Below are 15,106 nucleotides of genomic sequence, written 5' to 3'. Positions count from 1 at the left end.
ACGGTGGCTGGCGCGGTGCTTTCGTCAGCTCTGCTGTCGCCACCAGGTGACGAGCCGGCGGAGGCCCTCTTCGAGGTCGCGCTCGGGCTTCCAGCCGAGGTCGCGTTCGGCGGCGGAGATGTCTGCGAGGCGCCGGACCACGCCGCCGGCGGTGCCGCGGGCGGGCCCGTGCTCGACGTCGAGGTCGGAGTCCATGGCGCGCAGCAGCGCGTCGGCGAGGCCGCGCAGCGAGACCTCGGTGGCGGAGGCGATGTTGTACACCCGGTCGGTGACGGGCGCCGCGGCGGCGAGCAGGTTGGCCCGGGCGATGTCCTCGGTGTACACGAAGTCCATGGTCTGGGCGCCGTCGCCGAAGATCAGCGGGGGCAGGCCGGCGACGATGCGCTCCATCCAGCGGATGAAGACCTCGGTGTAGCGGCCGTGGACGTCCATCCGGGGGCCGTACACGTTGAAGTAGCGCAGGGCGACGTAGTCGAGCCCGTACATCGCGTGGAAGCTGCGCAGCAGGCCCTCGTTGAAGACCTTGGCGGCGCCGTACAGGGTGTCGTTGTTGTAGGGGTGCTGGGTCTCGGGCGTCGGGAAGACGTCGGCGAGGCCGTAGACCGAGGCGGTGGAGGAGGCGATGAGCTTCTTGACGCCCTTCTCGGCGGCCGCCTCGACGACGTCGAAGGTGCCGTCGACCATGACCTCCAGGGCGAGCCGGGGTTCGGCGGCGCACTGGGTGATCCGGATGGCGGCGAGGTGGAAGAGCAGGTCGGTGTCGTCGCCGAGGAGCTCGCGGAGCAGCGCGCGGTCGCGGATGTCGCCGTCGACGACGCGCAGTTGGCCGGGCCGGGCGGTGGCCCGGGCGTGGGCGAGGTTCTCCGTCCGGCCGCGGACGAAGTTGTCGAGGACGACGACCTCTCCGGCGCCGGCTTCGATCAGCTGGTCGACGACGGTGGAGCCGATGGTGCCGGCGCCGCCGGTGACCAGGCAGCGGGATCCTTCGACGGTGACGGCGTTCATCGGGCGGCTGCCCTCTCCTGTTCGGTGATCAGTTGCACATCGGAGCCGGCGCCGACCGGGACGGTGGCGCCGCCGAGTTCGAGGCTGCGGGAGGCGGCGTGCAGCAGTTGGAGGACGCGCAGGCCGGAGCGCCCGTCGGTGAGCGGTGCCCGGCCCTCGGTGATCGAGGCGGCGAACTCGGCCATCACGTTGCGCAGCGCCTCCTGCTCGACCAGCGCCGGGGCGACCATGTCGCCGACCCGGTAGGAGATCAGGGCGCGGTGCCGGATGGCGTCGGTGAGCTCGTCGGGCGGGGTGAGGTCGACGCCGCGGTCGTGCATCGCCAGCCGTGCCTGCGGATTGAGGTCGTCCCAGACCAGGGTGCGCCGCGATCCGCCGATCATCGTCGTCCGGACCTTGGTCGGGGAGAGCCAGTTGACGTGGCAGTGGGCCAGCGCGCCGTTGCTGAGCTTGACGGTCAGGTAGGCGACGCAGGCCCGCCCCGCGCCGATCGGGTCGGCGCCCTGGGCGCTCACCCCGACGGGCTCGACGCCGGGCGGCAGCACGAAGTCGAGGATGGACAGGTCGTGCGGTGCCAGGTCCCACAGGACGTCCACGTCCGGCTGGACGAGGCCGAGGTTGATCCGCACCGAGTCGAAGAACTGGACGTCGCCGATCTCGCCGCCGTGCACCAGCTCCCGGATCCGCCGGACCACCGGCGTGTAGCAGAAGGTGTGGTCGCACATCAGGACCAGGCCGCGCGCCTCGGCGATCTCGACGAGCTCGGCGGCGTCCTCGACGGTGGTGGTGATCGGCTTCTCGACCAGGACGTGCTTCCCGGCCTCCAGGGCGGCCCGGACAAGTTTGTAGTGGGCGGCGGCCGGGGTGGCGACGGCCACCGCGTGCACCCGCTCGTCGGCCAGCACGTCCTCGAAGGAGGTGGTGGACCGTACGGTGCTGTACTCGCCGAGGACCCGCCGGGAGCGCGCCTCGTCCAGGTCGCAGAGCCAGTGCAGCCGCAGTGCGGCGGTCTGCTGGGCGTTGCGGACCAGGTTCGGCCCCCAGTACCCGGCGCCGACCACGGCCAGGCCGATCCTCTCGGCGTACCGCGGTTCCGGGACTCCCGGAGTCGGTACGTGCTCCCCCGGCGCTTCGTGCGCCATGTCCTTAGGTGCGCTCGTCATTGCAAGACCCCCCTTGCCCGCGCTCACTGGAACGCTACCGGTCACGGCCTGCGGCGAGGGGCCGATTCGGGAAACCCGGGGGCGGTCGGAACCGGCGCGCGGAGCGTGCGCCAGGCGTGCGCGTGGCCGCGTGCGGGCCCTCCGTACACCCCGGCTCGGAGATTGTCGGAAGCGTTTGGCAGGCTGGTCCCCTCACGGGGAGATCACCGTCCATCAGCAGACCCCCGGCAGCCGAGAACTGCCGGTGCACCGGGCACGACCGAGGAGACAGCCATGGACCAGCCGGACGCACGACCACCGGCACTGCGCCACCACCGGGACAGCCTGCTGCCCGCGGTAGCGGCCGCGCTGTCGCTGCGCGGCGGCGAGGTGCACACCCTCGCGGGTGAGAAGTCGGAGCTGGCGCCGGCCCTGCACCCGCTGGTGGCGGAGTTCCTGGCAGGTCTTCCGGTGGAGCAGCGGGAGCGCTTCATGGGCCGCTGCCCGGAGGCGGCGCTGCTCTCCCAGTACCTGGTCTCGGTGGACGCGGGCCGTTCCAAGCGGGCGGCGCGCAAGCCGCTGACCGTGCAGGAGGCCCGGAAGTCGCTGAAGGGCGCCCGGCTGACCACGGTGCGGATCCGTGAGGAGGGCGACCCGGCGCACGGTACGCACGCGCCGCCGTGCCGCTCCTGCGCTCCCCTGCTGGAGCACCTGAACGTGGCGAGCGTCGCCGTCGGCCCGGCCGCCGGCTGATCCCTCCGCCGCACCGCCCCTGTCCCCCAGTCACCGGAGCCGACCCTGAACGCGAGCACCCTGCGCACCCAGCCCCGTTTCCCCGCCGACGTCGCCGCCGCCCTCAAGCAGGCCGGCTGGCACCCCGGCCGGTGGGAGATCCGGCAGGCCGAACGGTGGGCCGACGCGCTGGTCGCCCACGGCGGGGCGCTGGACCCGCAGCACGCGGTCTTCCCGGCCGCGATCGAGGCGTGGGCCGAGTTCGGCGGCCTCTCCTTCGACGTGCCCGGGCCTGGCCGCACCCTGGCGCGGACGCCGTTCCTGCTGGATCCGCTGGCCGGCCTGCACCAGCCGCGCACCCTGGCCGACCTGGGCCGGGCGCTGGGCACCAAGCTGGCGCCGCTCGGCGAGGAGCTGTACGGGCAGGCGCTGCTGGCGGTGGACGAGCACGGCCGGGTGTTCAGCCTGGACCACACCGGCGAGTGGTTCCTGGGCCGCTCGATCGACCAGGCGCTGGCCACCCTGATCCTGGGCCTCGCGCCGCACCGCCTGACCACCGGGGCCTGACCGGCCCGAGCACAACGGCGCGACCCCGTCACCGGATTGGTGAATCCCCTCCCGCCACCGGTCGGTTGCCGCCACACTGAGGCGCACCCGGTTGTGGAGCTTTTGAGGAGATCCGGATGGGTGAGCGCCAACCGCTCTTCGACAACGCCAAGTTCGCGGCCGTCGCGCTGGTGGTCTGCGCCCACACCTGGATGCCGCTGCTGGCGTACGACCGCACGGTGGCGGCCGCGGTGCTCACCGTGGCGGCGTTCTCGATGCCGCTGTTCATCACCCTCTGCGGGTACTTCGCCAGGCCCCGTCCGGGCCGCCCGCAGGTGGACGGACCGCGGCTGATCGGCCAACTGGCCGTCCCGTACGTGGTGTTCCAGCTGCTGTACAACCTGGTCGGGATGGCGCTGGAGCGCCGGCTGGCGCCGATCCACCTGCTGGAGCCGCGCTGGCTGACCTGGTTCCTGCTGTCGCTGCTGATCTGGCGCCTGACCGTGCCGCTGTGGACGGCGCTGCGCCATCCGCTGCCGGTGGCGGTGCTGGTGGCGGCCGCCACCGGTGTGGTGGACGCCTTCCCGGCGGAGCTGGCGTTCGGCCGGACGCTCGGGTTCCTGCCGTTCTTCGTGCTCGGCCTGGTGCTCCGCCCGGAGCACTTCGCGCTGCTGCACCGCCGGGCCGTGCGCCGCTGCGCCCCGGCGGTGCTGGCGGGTGTCGCGGCGACGCTCTGGGTGGTCGGCCCGAAGCTGCTGAACCCGGGCTGGCTGGAGTACACCGACTCGGCCGCCCAGCTGAGGGTCGGCTACCCGGTGTGGCTGGCGGTCCGGGTCGCGCTGGGCGCGCTGGCGCTGGTCGCCGGCGCCGCGTTCCTCGCGGTGCTGCCGGCCCGCCGCACCCGGTGCACCGCGCTGGGCGCCGCCTCGCTGTACGTCTACCTGCTGCACGGGCTGCCGCTGAAGCTGGTCCAGGCGTCCGGGATCTACCACGCCCGGCTGCTGCACCACTGGTGGACGGCGCTGCCGCTGCTCGGCGCCTGCGCGCTGGCCCTCGCGGTGGTGCTGGCGCTGCCGCGCACCGTGCGGCTGTTCACCCCGCTGGTGCAGCCCCCGCTCGGCCGGCTGCTGCACCCGGAGGGCACCTCACGGGACCAGCCGGTCCCGCTGCACCGCGAGGCGTGAGGGCAGCACCGCCTCCACCCGGAAGCCGCCGTCCCCGTCCGGCCCGGCGACGAAGCTGCCGCCCAGCGCCAGCACCCGCTCGCGCATCCCGACCAGGCCGTTCCCGCCGCTGGGCAGCACCACGCCGACGGCGCCGCGCGCCGCGCGCTCGTTGACCACCACCACCCGCACGCCGTTCGGCACGTACGCCAGCACCACGGCGACCGCCGCGCCGCCGGCGTGCTTGTGCGCGTTGGTCAGGCCCTCCTGGACCACCCGGTAGGCGGTCCGCTCGGCCTCCGGCGCGTACGGCAGCCGGTCGCCGCGCACCGTCAGGGTGACCGCCATGCCGGCCGCCCGGGACTGGTCGACCAGCCGGGGCAGCTCGGCCAGGGTGTCGGCGGGATCGGCGGCCGGCCCGGGCTGCTCGACGGTCTCGGACATCCGCAGCACGCCGAGGATCTCGCGCAGCTCGTCCAGCGCCTGCCGGCCGACGTCCCCGACCAGCTTGGCGCTCTCCTGGGCGCGCGCCGGGTCCTTGGGGATGATCCGCTCCAGGGCGGCGGCGTGCACCACCATCAGGCTGACCCGGTGGGCGACCACGTCGTGCATCTCCCGGGCGATCCGGGTGCGCTCCTCCAGCCGGGCCCGGCGGGCCCGCTCCCGGGCCCGCTCGGCGAGCAGGTCCAGCTCGGTCTCCAGGCCGTGGGCGCGGTCCTTCAGCGACTCGATCAGCCGCCGCCGGGCGCCGACGTACAGGCCGGTCGCGACCGGGGCGACCACCAGGCCGACCGCCATCACGGCGGCGATCAGCACGAACACCCAGTACGGCGGCAGCGGCTCGGCGGAGGCCGGCTCGGCGGGCACGGACAGCACGAACAGCGCCATGCCGAAGGTCTCCACCATCGCCAGCGCGGAGAGCAGCACCACCCGCAGCCGCCGCGACGGCCACTCCCAGGTCGCCGCCAGGGTGTACAGCGACACCACCAGCAGCACCACGCCGAACAGCCCCGGCACGAACACCATCGCCGCCAGCACCGGCACCGCCGGCCAGCGCCGCCGCACCACCAGCGACAGCCCGGCGAGCACGCCCAGCGCCGCGGCGACGGCCCCGGCGGGCACCCCCAGGTGCAGCCGGTCGTGCACCACCCCGTACGCGCCGAACGCGCACTCCAGCCCGGCCAGCAGTGCCAGCCCGATGTCCAGCACGGCACTGCGGCGGCGCTGCCACCACCACGGCCCGCTGCTCCGGTCCCCCTCCGGCGTCTTGCTCATGGGAGACAGACTATGGCCGACCGGCACACGGGGTGGCGTCGCGTGCCGGTCGGCCACGGCTCGGTGTCCGCCATGCGGCCAGGCATCGGACGCGGCACCCGGTGCCACCTATGCTGGTCCGGTCCGGACAGCGCGGTCCGCACACGTCACCCCTCAGCGGGTGATGCAGAGCCGTTGCCGAACCCCACCACCACAGGGAGCCAGCCGTGACCGCTCCGGTCCCCAACTCGGCGGACAACCCATCGCCGAACGTCGCCGACAACGCAGCGCTCCGTGCGGACATCCGCCGCCTGGGCGACCTGCTGGGCGAGACGCTCGTCCGTCAGGAGGGCCCCGAACTGCTGGGCCTGGTCGAGCAGGTCCGCCTGCTGAGCCGCACCGACGGCGAGGCCACCGCGCAGCTGCTCGGCGAGATCGACCTGGACACCGCCGCCAAGCTGGTCCGCGCCTTCTCCACCTACTTCCACCTGGCGAACGTCACCGAGCAGGTGCACCGCGGCCGCGAGTTCGCCGCCCGCCGGGCCCGCGAGGGCTCGCCGCTGTCGCAGACCGTCGACCAGCTGGCCGAGGCGGACCCCAAGCACCTCGCCGACACCCTGGCCAACCTCGCGGTCCGCCCGGTCTTCACCGCGCACCCGACCGAGGCCGCCCGCCGCTCGGTGCTGAACAAGCTCCGCCGGGTCGGCGAGCTGCTGGAGCGCATCCACCGCGAGCACGCCGCCTCCGGCCTGCTGGAGGCCGACCCGGCCCGGCACACCTCGGCCCGCCGCAGCGCCGACCGCCGCCTCGCCGAGGTGATCGACCTGCTCTGGCAGACCGACGAGCTGCGGATCGCCCGCCCGGAGCCCACCGACGAGGCCCGCAACGCCGTCTACTACCTCGACGAGCTGTACCGCGACGCGGTCCCCGAGGTCCTGGAGGAGCTGCACGAGGAGCTCGCCCGGGTCGGCCTCGCGCTGCCCGAGGGCGTCCGCCCGCTGACCTTCGGCACCTGGATCGGCGGCGACCGGGACGGCAACCCGAACGTCACCCCCAAGGTCACCTGGGACGTGCTCAACCTCCAGCACGAGTACGGCATCAAGGACGCCCTGGCCGCCGTCGACGACCTGCGCGCCTCGATGTCCACCTCGGTCCGGCTGGCCGGCGCCTCGGAGGAGCTGCTGGCCTCGCTGGAGGCCGACCTCAAGGAACTGCCGGAGCTCAGCCCCCGCTACAAGCGGATGAACGCCGAGGAGCCGTACCGGCTCAAGGCCACCTGCATCCGGATCAAGCTGGAGAACACCCGCGACCGCCTGGCCTCCGGCACCCCGCACGTGGTCGGCCGCGACTACGTGGGCACCCGCGAGCTGGTCGCCGACCTCAAGCTGATCCAGGACTCGCTGCGCGCCCACCGCGGCGGGCTGATCGCCGACGGCCGGCTGGCCCGGGCGATCCGCACCATCGAGGCGTTCGGCCTGCAGCTCGCCACCATGGACGTCCGCGAGCACGCCGAGGCGCACCACCACGCGCTCGGCCAGCTCTTCGACCGGCTCGGCGAGGAGGCGTGGCGCTACACCGACATGCCGCGCGAGTACCGCCAGCGCCTGCTCTCCAAGGAGCTGCGCTCGCGCCGCCCGCTGGCCCCCACCCCGGCCCCGCTGGACGCGGCCGGCGCCAAGACCCTCGGCGTCTTCTCCACCATCCGGGAGGGCTTCGAGCGGTTCGGCGACGAGATCGTCGAGTCGTACATCATCTCGATGTGCCAGGGCGCCGACGACGTGTTCGCCGCCGCCGTGCTGGCCCGCGAGGCCGGCCTGATCGACCTGCACGCCGGGATCGCCAAGATCGGCATCGTGCCGCTGCTGGAGACCACCGACGAGCTCCAGGAGGCCGACCGGATCCTGGACGAGATGCTCTCCGACCCGTCGTACCGCCTGCTGGTCTCGCTGCGCGGCGACATCCAGGAGGTCATGCTCGGCTACTCCGACTCCTCCAAGTTCGGCGGCATCACCACCTCCCAGTGGGAGATCCACCGCGCCCAGCGCCGGCTGCGCGACGTCGCCCACCGCTACGGCATCCGGCTGCGCCTGTTCCACGGCCGCGGCGGCACCGTCGGCCGCGGCGGCGGCCCCTCGCACGAGGCGATCCTCGCCCAGCCCTGGGGCACCCTGGAGGGCGAGATCAAGGTGACCGAGCAGGGCGAGGTCATCTCCGACAAGTACCTGCTGCCCTCGCTCGCCCGGGAGAACCTGGAGCTGACCCTCAGCGCCACCCTGGCCGCCTCCGCGCTGCACACCGCCCCGCGCCAGGCCCCCGAGGAGCTGGCCCGCTGGGACGCCGCGATGGACCAGGTCTCCGAGGCCGCGCACACCGCGTACCGCGCCCTGGTGGAGCAGGAGGACCTGCCGAAGTACTTCTTCGCGGCCACCCCGGTCGACCAGCTCGCCTCGCTGCACCTGGGCTCCCGCCCGTCCCGCCGCCCCGACTCCGGCGCCGGCCTGGACGGCCTGCGGGCCATCCCGTGGGTGTTCGGCTGGACCCAGTCCCGCCAGATCGTGCCCGGCTGGTACGGCGTCGGCTCCGGCCTCGCCGCCGCCCGCGCGGCGGGCCTGGGCGACGTGCTGGACGAGATGCACGGCCAGTGGCACTTCTTCCGCAACTTCCTGTCCAACGTCGCCATGACGCTGGCCAAGACCGACCTGCGGATCGCCCGCCACTACGTCGAGCAGCTGGTCCCCGCCGAGCTGCACCACGTCTTCGACCAGATCGTGGCCGAGCACGACCTCACCATGCGCGAGGTGCTGCGGCTCACCGGCGAGGGCGAACTGCTGGAGCACAACGAGGTGCTGAAGCAGACGTTCAACGTCCGCGACGCCTACCTCGACCCGATCTCCTACCTGCAGGTCGCGCTGCTGCGCCGCCAGCGCGAGGAGGCCGCCGCCGGGCGTCCCGAGGACCCGCTGCGCGCCCGCGCGCTGCTCCTCACCGTCAACGGCATCGCGGCCGGCCTGCGCAACACCGGCTGATCCGGGACGGTACGCCGCGAGGGGCGCGGGGAACCACGGCGGTTCCCCGCGCCCCTCGTGTCTGCGCTCAGCCGGTGACGACCTCAGCGACCAGCGGCCCGTACCGCTCCACCAGCTGCTCCCGGGTCTGCGACGAGACCACCCGCAGGCCGCTGCCGTCCGCCCGGACCGACACCGCGGAGACCGCGGGGTCCTTCCGGACCAGCGCCGCGATCAGGCACTGCTCCTGCCAGGGTGCCGCGGCGTCGACGAACTCGACCGTCACCGAAGGCCGTTGGGCCGCGGCCGCGCCCACCTGGGTGTCGAAGGTGCTGCCGGGGTACCGCATCACGTACAGCGTCCGGTCGTCCCAGCAGACCCCGAACAGGACGTCCGGGTGGTCGGTCGGGCCCAGCTCCGCGACCGTGCCGTTCAGCGCCGCGAGGTCCAGCGGAAGCAGCACGTCCCCCTGCGTCGCCGGGCCGTCCGCCACCAGACCGCGCAGCGCCGCCGGGCCGCCGCGGCACTCCCGCAGGCCGGGCCGCCCGGGCAGGGGGGCCGGGCTCGGCGAGGCGGAGACCACCGGGTCGGCCGGCCCGACCTCCGGGGCCCCGGCGCCGCCGGGCACCGTCAGCAGCGCCGCGCACCCCGCCACCACGGCGACGGCCGCCACCGCCCGGCCGGCGCGCACCCGGAGGGCCCGTCTCCGTCCGGCCGCCCGGAGCTCGTCCAGCGGGATCCCGCCGGTCGGCCGCAGCCCGCGGGCGCGCTCCGCCAGCCCCTCCGCCAGCTCCGCCTCGAATCCGTCCTCATCGGCTGCCACGTGCGATCGCCTCCCTGTCGTGTGCCAGCTCCTGGCGGAGCGCCTTCATCGCTCTGGCCAGGTGGGTCTTGGCGGTGGCGGGCGAACAGCCCATCTCCTCGGCGACCAGCCCGGTCGGCAGGTCCGCGTAGTACCGCAGCACCACCGCGGTCCGCTGGCGCGGCGGCAGCCGGCGCAGCGCGGCACCCAGCCGCTCGTCCGTCTCGGCGACCGCGGGGGCGGCGCGTTCCGGCGGGTGCGCGGTGAGCGCCTCCCGCCGGGTGCGCCGCCAGCGGGAGATGTGGGCGCGCACCATGGCGCGGCGCACGTACGCCTCGGTGGCCTCGGTGTCCCGGATCGCCGAGCGGCGGGTGTACACCCGGGTCAGGGCGTCGTGCAGCAGGTCGGTCCCGTCGTGGACGTCCCCGGTGATCAGGTACGCCGCGCGGAGCAGCGCCCGGTACCGGGCCGCCACGAACACGTCGAACGCCGGAGGCTGGTGCCCCGTGCCGTCCGCCTTCATCCGTCTCATGTCCCCTGGACGCGCCGGGGCCCGGAAACGGATGACAGGGAAACGGAAAAGGGCCGACCCTCCGCTGCGCGGGGCCGGCCCTCCCGGGTGCGGGTCAGTGGACGGTGACCTTGCCGGCCCGCTTGCGCCGCAGCCAGGCGGCGGCGCCGCCGGCCACCAGGACCATGCCGCCGCCGACGGCGTAGACGCCCGCCGATCCGACGCTGCCGGAGGCGGGCGGGGTGGTGGTGAGCTGGGCGGCGGCGGGCTCGGGCGAGCCGCTGGCCTCCGCCGCAGCGGCGGGCACGGCCCAACCGGCGGCCGCGGCGCACAGGACCGCTCCCCCAACGACTACCCGCGCGACACGTTCCGACCGAACCACGCCCCATACCCCCAACAACGGTTTTCCAACCCCTGCGTACCGGTCCGACCGTATCCGATGGATCGCTCCGTACCGACCCCGTTCCGGTAACCACCGGGCAAGCGTTGTACGACCGTTGCGTAATGCACCGGGTCTTCCTGACGACGGCTCAGGAGTTGTACGTGGACTGGGCGCGCTCCAGCCCCTCGGTGACCACGGCCTCCACGGCGTCCGCGGCCCGGTCGACGAACCACTCCAGCTCCTTGCGCTCGGTGGACGAGAAGTCCTTGAGCACGAAGTCCGCGACCTCCATCCGGCCGGGCGGCCGGCCGATGCCGCAGCGCACCCGGTGGTAGTCCGGCCCGAGCGACTTGGTGATGGACTTCAGGCCGTTGTGCCCGTTGTCGCCGCCGCCGAGCTTGAGCCGCAGGGTGGCGTAGTCGATGTCCAGCTCGTCGTGGACGGCCACGATGCCGGCGGTGGGCACCTTGTAGAAGTCGCGCAGCGCGGTGGTCGGGCCGCCGGAGAGGTTCATGAAGGTCATCGGCTTGGCGAGGACCACCCGCTTGCCGCCGATCCGGCCCTCGGCGACCTGGGCACGGCTCTTGTGGGTCTTGAACCTGGCGCCCATCCGGCCGGCCAGCAGGTCGGCGACCATGAAGCCGATGTTGTGCCGGTTGCGGGCGTAGCCCTCCCCGGGGTTGCCGAGGCCGACCACCAGCCAGGGCCCGTCGTACGCGTCAGTCATCGGGACCGCTCCTCACTCGGGTCTCCCCATCATGTCGTTGAACGCGGCTTCCTGGACACGCCGCTGCCCCGGCCTCTCCAGGGGAGCGGCCGGGGCAGCGGGTTCAGGCAGCGGAGGCTCAGGCCTCGGTGGTCTCGGCCTCGTCGGCGGCCTCGTCCTCGGTGGCCTCGGGGGCCTGGGCGCCGATGACCTGCAGCACGACGGCGTCGGCCTCGACGGCGAGGGAGGTGCCGGCCGGGAGGGCGATGTCGCCGGCGGTGATGGAGGCGCCGGCCTCCAGGCCCTCGACGGAGACGGTGACGGCCTCGGGCAGGTGGGTGGCCTCGGCCTCGACCGGCAGGGCGTTCAGCACGTTCTCGATCAGGTTGCCGCCGGGGGCCAGCTCGCCCTCGGTGTGGACCGGGATCTCGACGGTGACCTTCTCGCCGCGCTTCACCAGGAGCAGGTCGACGTGCTCGATGTTGCGCTTGATGGCCTCGCGCTGGACGGCCTTCGGCAGCACGTACTCGTCCTTGCCGTCGATCGGCAGCACGATGAGGGCGTTCGGGGTCTTGAGGGCCATCATCAGGTCGTGGCCGGGCAGGTTCAGGTGAACCGGGGCGTGGCCGTGGCCGTAGACGACACCGGGGACGAAGCCGGCGCGGCGGGCGCGGCGGGCGGCACCCTTGCCGAACTCGGTGCGGGGCTCGGCGGCAAGGCGGATCTCGGACACGACTGCACTCCTCGTGGAATACGACTGGGTGCAGAAACGACAAACCGCCGGCCACACCCTCGGATACGTTCAAGGGGACGCTCGGCGGACTCATCCAGCGCGTCGATCACGGAGCGCAGAGGCATCCCTCGCCGAGCAGTCTCCCGAGTCTAACCGCACACCGCGCGGGGGACGAAATCGGCCCCCGGCACCACGCGGGCGCCGGGGGCCGAAACGATCATGCAGTTGCCGCGGGGGTCAGTGCACGCCCTCGAACAGGCTGGTCACCGAGCCGTCCTCGAAGACCTCCTTGATCGCGGCGGCGATCGAGGGGGCGATCGAGAGCGTGGTCACCTTGTCGAGCTGGAGCTGCGCCGGGGTGGGCAGCGTGTTGGTGAAGACGAACTCGCTGACCCGGGAGTTCTTCAGGCGGTCGGCGGCCGGGCCGGAGAGCACGCCGTGGGTGGCGGCGACGATGACGTCGGCGGCGCCGTTGTCGTACAGCGCGTCGGCGGCGGCGCAGATGGTGCCGGCGGTGTCGATCATGTCGTCGACCAGGACGCAGATCCGGCCCTTGACGTCACCGACGACCTGGGCCGACAGGATGGTGTTGGCCTGGGTCAGGTCGCGGCGCTTGTGGATCACGGCCAGCGGGGCGTCCAGCCGGTCGCACCACTGGTCGGCGACCTTCACCCGGCCGGCGTCCGGCGAGACGATGGTCAGCTTGGACCGGTCGGAGACCCGGTCACCGACGTAGTCGGCCAGCATCGGCAGGGCGAACAGGTGGTCCACCGGGCCGCTGAAGAAGCCCTGGATCTGCGCGGTGTGCAGGTCCACGGCCATCAGGCGGTCGGCACCGGCCGTGTGCAGCAGGTCGGCGACCAGGCGGGCCGAGATGGGCTCGCGGCCGAGGTGCTTCTTGTCCTGGCGGGCGTACCCGTAGAACGGCAGGATCGCGGTGATGCTGCGGGCCGAGGCCCGCTTCAGCGCATCGATCATGATCAGCTGTTCCATGATCCACTGGTTGATCGGAGCCGTGTGGCTCTGGATCACGAAGCAGTCGGCGCCTCGCGCGGACTCCAGGAAGCGGACGTAGATCTCGCCGTTGGCGAAGTCCAGGGCCTTGGTCGGGACGAGTTCGGTGCCCAGCTCGCGGGCCACCTCCTCCGCCAGCTCGGGGTGGGCACGGCCGGAGAAGAGCTTCAGCTTCTTCTCACCCGACGTCGTGATCCCGCTCACTGCACCGTCTCCTCGCGTTGCTGCCGCCGTTTTACCCCACCCGAGCACACCCGGGCAGGACCCGGGTGGGCAGGTGGGTGGGGGAATGTGGAGTACGCCGAGGCGCGGACAGGAGGCCCAGTGGCGCACGTATGTACACCAGGTTACGCGTACCTCGGAGCAGGCGGCGTGCCGGGACCACCCCTCAAGATCCTCGTGGGCCCCGCACGACCGGCTACTGCTGCTCCGCCCCACCCGTCGCGGCCGCGGCGGCCTGCGCCGAGCTGGAGCCGGGCCGCTTGCGGGCCACCCAGCCGGCGATGTTGCGCTGCTGCGCGCGGGCGACGCCCAGCGAGCCGGCCGGCACGTCGTTGGTGATGACCGAGCCGGCCGCGGTGTAGGCGCCGTCCCCCACCGTCACCGGGGCGATGAACATGTTGTCGGACCCCGTGCGGCAGTGAGCCCCGATGACCGTCCGGTGCTTGTTCACGCCGTCGTAGTTCACCGTGACGGAGGCCGCGCCGACGTTGGTGCCCTCGCCGATCGTGGCGTCCCCGATGTACGACAGGTGGGGGACCTTGGCGCCCTCGCCGAGCTCCGAGTTCTTGATCTCCACGTAGGTGCCGGCCTTCGCCCCGCGGCCCAGCTTCGTCCCCGGACGGAGGTACGCGTACGGGCCCACCTGGGCCCGCTCGCCGATCTCGGCGCGCTCCGCGGTGGTGTTGCTCACACGGGCGCCCGCGCCGACCGAGGTGTCGGTCAGCGTGGAGTTCGGACCGACCTCGCAGCCCTCGCCCAGGTGGGTGGCGCCCTGCAGCTGGGTGCCGGGCAGCACCACCGCGTCCGGCTCGTAGGTCACCTGCACGTCGAACCAGGTGGACGCCGGGTCGACCACGGTCACGCCCTCGCGCATGGCGCGCTCCAGCAGCCGGTCGTTGAGCATCCGGCGGGCCTCGGCCAGCTGCACCCGGTCGTTGATGCCCGCGACGTCGCGGAAGTCGTCCGCCACCACGGCGCCGACCCGGTGGCCGGCGGTGCGCAGGATCTCCAGGGTGTCGGTGAGGTACTCCTCGCCCTGCACGTTGTCGGTGTTCAACTGGGAGAGCGCGTGCGCCAGCAGCTTGGCGTCGAAGGCGAAGACGCCGGAGTTGATCTCGTCGACGGCGCGCTGCGCCTCGGTGGCGTCCTTGTGCTCGACGATCGCGGCGACCGAGCCGTCCGCCTCGCGCAGGATCCGGCCGTAGCCGGTGGCGTCCGGGACGACCGCGGTCAGCACGGTGACGCCGTTGCCCTGGGCGCCGTGCGCGGCGGCCAGCGAGGCCAGGGTGGCGCCGGTGAGCAGCGGGGCGTCGCCGGTGGTGACGACCACGGTGCCGTCCAGCTCGACGCCGTCGGCGGCCAGCGCCTCCAGCGCGGTGCGCACGGCGTGGCCGGTGCCGTTCTGCTCGGCCTGCACGGCGGTCCGCACGCCGGGGTAGTGCGCCGTCAGGTGCTCCTCGACCAGCTCGCGCAGGTGGCCCACGACCACCACCAGCTGCCGGGGGGTCAGCTCCTGGGCGGCGGCGACCGCGTGGCCGACCAGGGAGCGGCCGCAGAGGGAGTGCAGGACCTTCGGCAGGGCCTTGGACTTCATCCGCGTACCGCCACCGGCGGCGAGCACGATCACGGCGGCGGTCTGGTTGGCGCTCAACGCGGGGGCTCCTCGATACGAGTGGGCTGAGGGAGCACCGAGGATACCGACGTCAGGTGACCTGAATCGCCCGATGGGCTCCCGGAGGAGGATTCGAACCCCCACAAGCTGGACCAAAACCAGCTGTCCTGCCATTAGACGATCCGGGACCGTCACCGCCTCCGCCCCGGGCCCCCGGGACGGGCACGGCTAAGCCTACGGGCTGCGGGCGCGCACATCCACCACCATTCACCGCCCG

General features: G+C 73.3%; 14 protein-coding genes and 1 tRNA gene. 4 read left to right on the top strand and 11 right to left on the bottom strand.

All coding sequences use genetic code 11. The features are described 5' to 3' along the window. Nucleotides 1-24: 24 nt before the first annotated feature. Together ABEB06_RS22635 and ABEB06_RS22630 are read right to left on the bottom strand one after the other, a co-directional pair. The gene (locus ABEB06_RS22635; RefSeq protein ID WP_345698707.1) at nt 25-1,005 is read right to left on the bottom strand and encodes an NAD-dependent epimerase/dehydratase family protein; all 981 of its coding nucleotides are present in this window, start codon (nt 1,003-1,005) and stop codon (nt 25-27) included. Next, on the bottom strand, nt 1,002-2,168 hold the full coding sequence (locus ABEB06_RS22630; RefSeq protein ID WP_345698706.1) for a Gfo/Idh/MocA family protein: 1,167 nt from the start codon (nt 2,166-2,168) through the stop codon (nt 1,002-1,004). The genes ABEB06_RS22635 and ABEB06_RS22630 overlap by 4 nt, the downstream gene beginning before the upstream one ends. 273 nt (nt 2,169-2,441) lie before the next feature. Here ABEB06_RS22630 and ABEB06_RS22625 point away from each other — a divergent pair, with 273 nt between their 5' ends. From ABEB06_RS22625 to ABEB06_RS22615, 3 genes are all read left to right on the top strand, one after another. After that, nucleotides 2,442-2,900 (top strand): YwqJ-related putative deaminase, encoded by a 459-nt coding sequence (locus tag ABEB06_RS22625; protein ID WP_345698705.1) that lies wholly within the window; start codon nt 2,442-2,444, stop codon nt 2,898-2,900. Between the two features lie 45 nt (nt 2,901-2,945). Then, nucleotides 2,946-3,446 carry an SUKH-3 domain-containing protein gene (locus ABEB06_RS22620; RefSeq protein WP_345701946.1) on the top strand — a complete coding sequence of 167 codons (501 nt, stop codon included), beginning with the start codon at nt 2,946-2,948 and terminating at the stop codon, nt 3,444-3,446. Between the two features lie 116 nt (nt 3,447-3,562). Beyond that, a complete protein-coding gene (locus ABEB06_RS22615; RefSeq protein ID WP_345698704.1) occupies nt 3,563-4,609 on the top strand; it encodes an acyltransferase family protein in 1,047 nt (348 codons plus the stop codon). On the opposite strand, the gene ABEB06_RS22610 is transcribed toward ABEB06_RS22615, so the two are convergent. Beyond that, nucleotides 4,571-5,863, bottom strand: coding sequence for a sensor histidine kinase (locus tag ABEB06_RS22610; RefSeq protein ID WP_345698703.1), 1,293 nt, complete (start codon nt 5,861-5,863; stop codon nt 4,571-4,573). The two genes, ABEB06_RS22615 and ABEB06_RS22610, sit on opposite strands and share 39 nt — an antisense overlap. A gap of 206 nt (nt 5,864-6,069) precedes the next feature. Here ABEB06_RS22610 and ppc point away from each other — a divergent pair, with 206 nt between their 5' ends. Further along, nucleotides 6,070-8,868: a phosphoenolpyruvate carboxylase gene (gene ppc, locus ABEB06_RS22605; protein ID WP_345698702.1), complete on the top strand. Its 2,799-nt coding sequence runs from the start codon at nt 6,070-6,072 to the stop codon at nt 8,866-8,868. Nucleotides 8,869-8,935: 67 nt separating this feature from the next. On the opposite strand, the gene ABEB06_RS22600 is transcribed toward ppc, so the two are convergent. The 8 genes from ABEB06_RS22600 to ABEB06_RS22565 form a co-directional block, all read right to left on the bottom strand. Then, nucleotides 8,936-9,670, bottom strand: coding sequence for a hypothetical protein (locus ABEB06_RS22600; RefSeq protein WP_345698701.1), 735 nt, complete (start codon nt 9,668-9,670; stop codon nt 8,936-8,938). Next, a complete protein-coding gene (locus ABEB06_RS22595; protein WP_345698700.1) occupies nt 9,657-10,181 on the bottom strand; it encodes a SigE family RNA polymerase sigma factor in 525 nt (174 codons plus the stop codon). The genes ABEB06_RS22600 and ABEB06_RS22595 overlap by 14 nt, the downstream gene beginning before the upstream one ends. 94 nt (nt 10,182-10,275) lie before the next feature. Beyond that, on the bottom strand, nt 10,276-10,467 hold the full coding sequence (locus ABEB06_RS22590) for a hypothetical protein (protein ID WP_345698699.1): 192 nt from the start codon (nt 10,465-10,467) through the stop codon (nt 10,276-10,278). A 223-nt stretch (nt 10,468-10,690) separates the two neighbouring features. Continuing rightward, nucleotides 10,691-11,269 (bottom strand): aminoacyl-tRNA hydrolase, encoded by a 579-nt coding sequence (gene pth, locus ABEB06_RS22585; RefSeq protein WP_345698698.1) that lies wholly within the window; start codon nt 11,267-11,269, stop codon nt 10,691-10,693. A gap of 118 nt (nt 11,270-11,387) precedes the next feature. Next, nucleotides 11,388-11,981: a 50S ribosomal protein L25/general stress protein Ctc gene (locus tag ABEB06_RS22580; RefSeq protein ID WP_345698697.1), complete on the bottom strand. Its 594-nt coding sequence runs from the start codon at nt 11,979-11,981 to the stop codon at nt 11,388-11,390. 237 nt (nt 11,982-12,218) lie between these two features. Continuing rightward, nucleotides 12,219-13,199, bottom strand: a complete 981-nt coding sequence (locus tag ABEB06_RS22575; protein WP_345698696.1) for a ribose-phosphate diphosphokinase — start codon at nt 13,197-13,199, stop codon at nt 12,219-12,221. Between the two features lie 214 nt (nt 13,200-13,413). Next, on the bottom strand, nt 13,414-14,868 hold the full coding sequence (gene glmU, locus ABEB06_RS22570) for a bifunctional UDP-N-acetylglucosamine diphosphorylase/glucosamine-1-phosphate N-acetyltransferase GlmU (RefSeq protein WP_345698695.1): 1,455 nt from the start codon (nt 14,866-14,868) through the stop codon (nt 13,414-13,416). Nucleotides 14,869-14,946: 78 nt separating this feature from the next. Continuing rightward, nucleotides 14,947-15,017: transfer RNA gene (locus tag ABEB06_RS22565), tRNA-Gln, on the bottom strand. Nucleotides 15,018-15,106 lie beyond the last annotated feature (89 nt).

The sequence above is a fragment of the Kitasatospora terrestris genome (assembly GCF_039542905.1).
In the GTDB taxonomy this organism is placed as follows: Bacteria; Actinomycetota; Actinomycetes; order Streptomycetales; family Streptomycetaceae; genus Kitasatospora; species Kitasatospora terrestris.
This window is presented reverse-complemented; position numbering and strand designations above follow the sequence as displayed.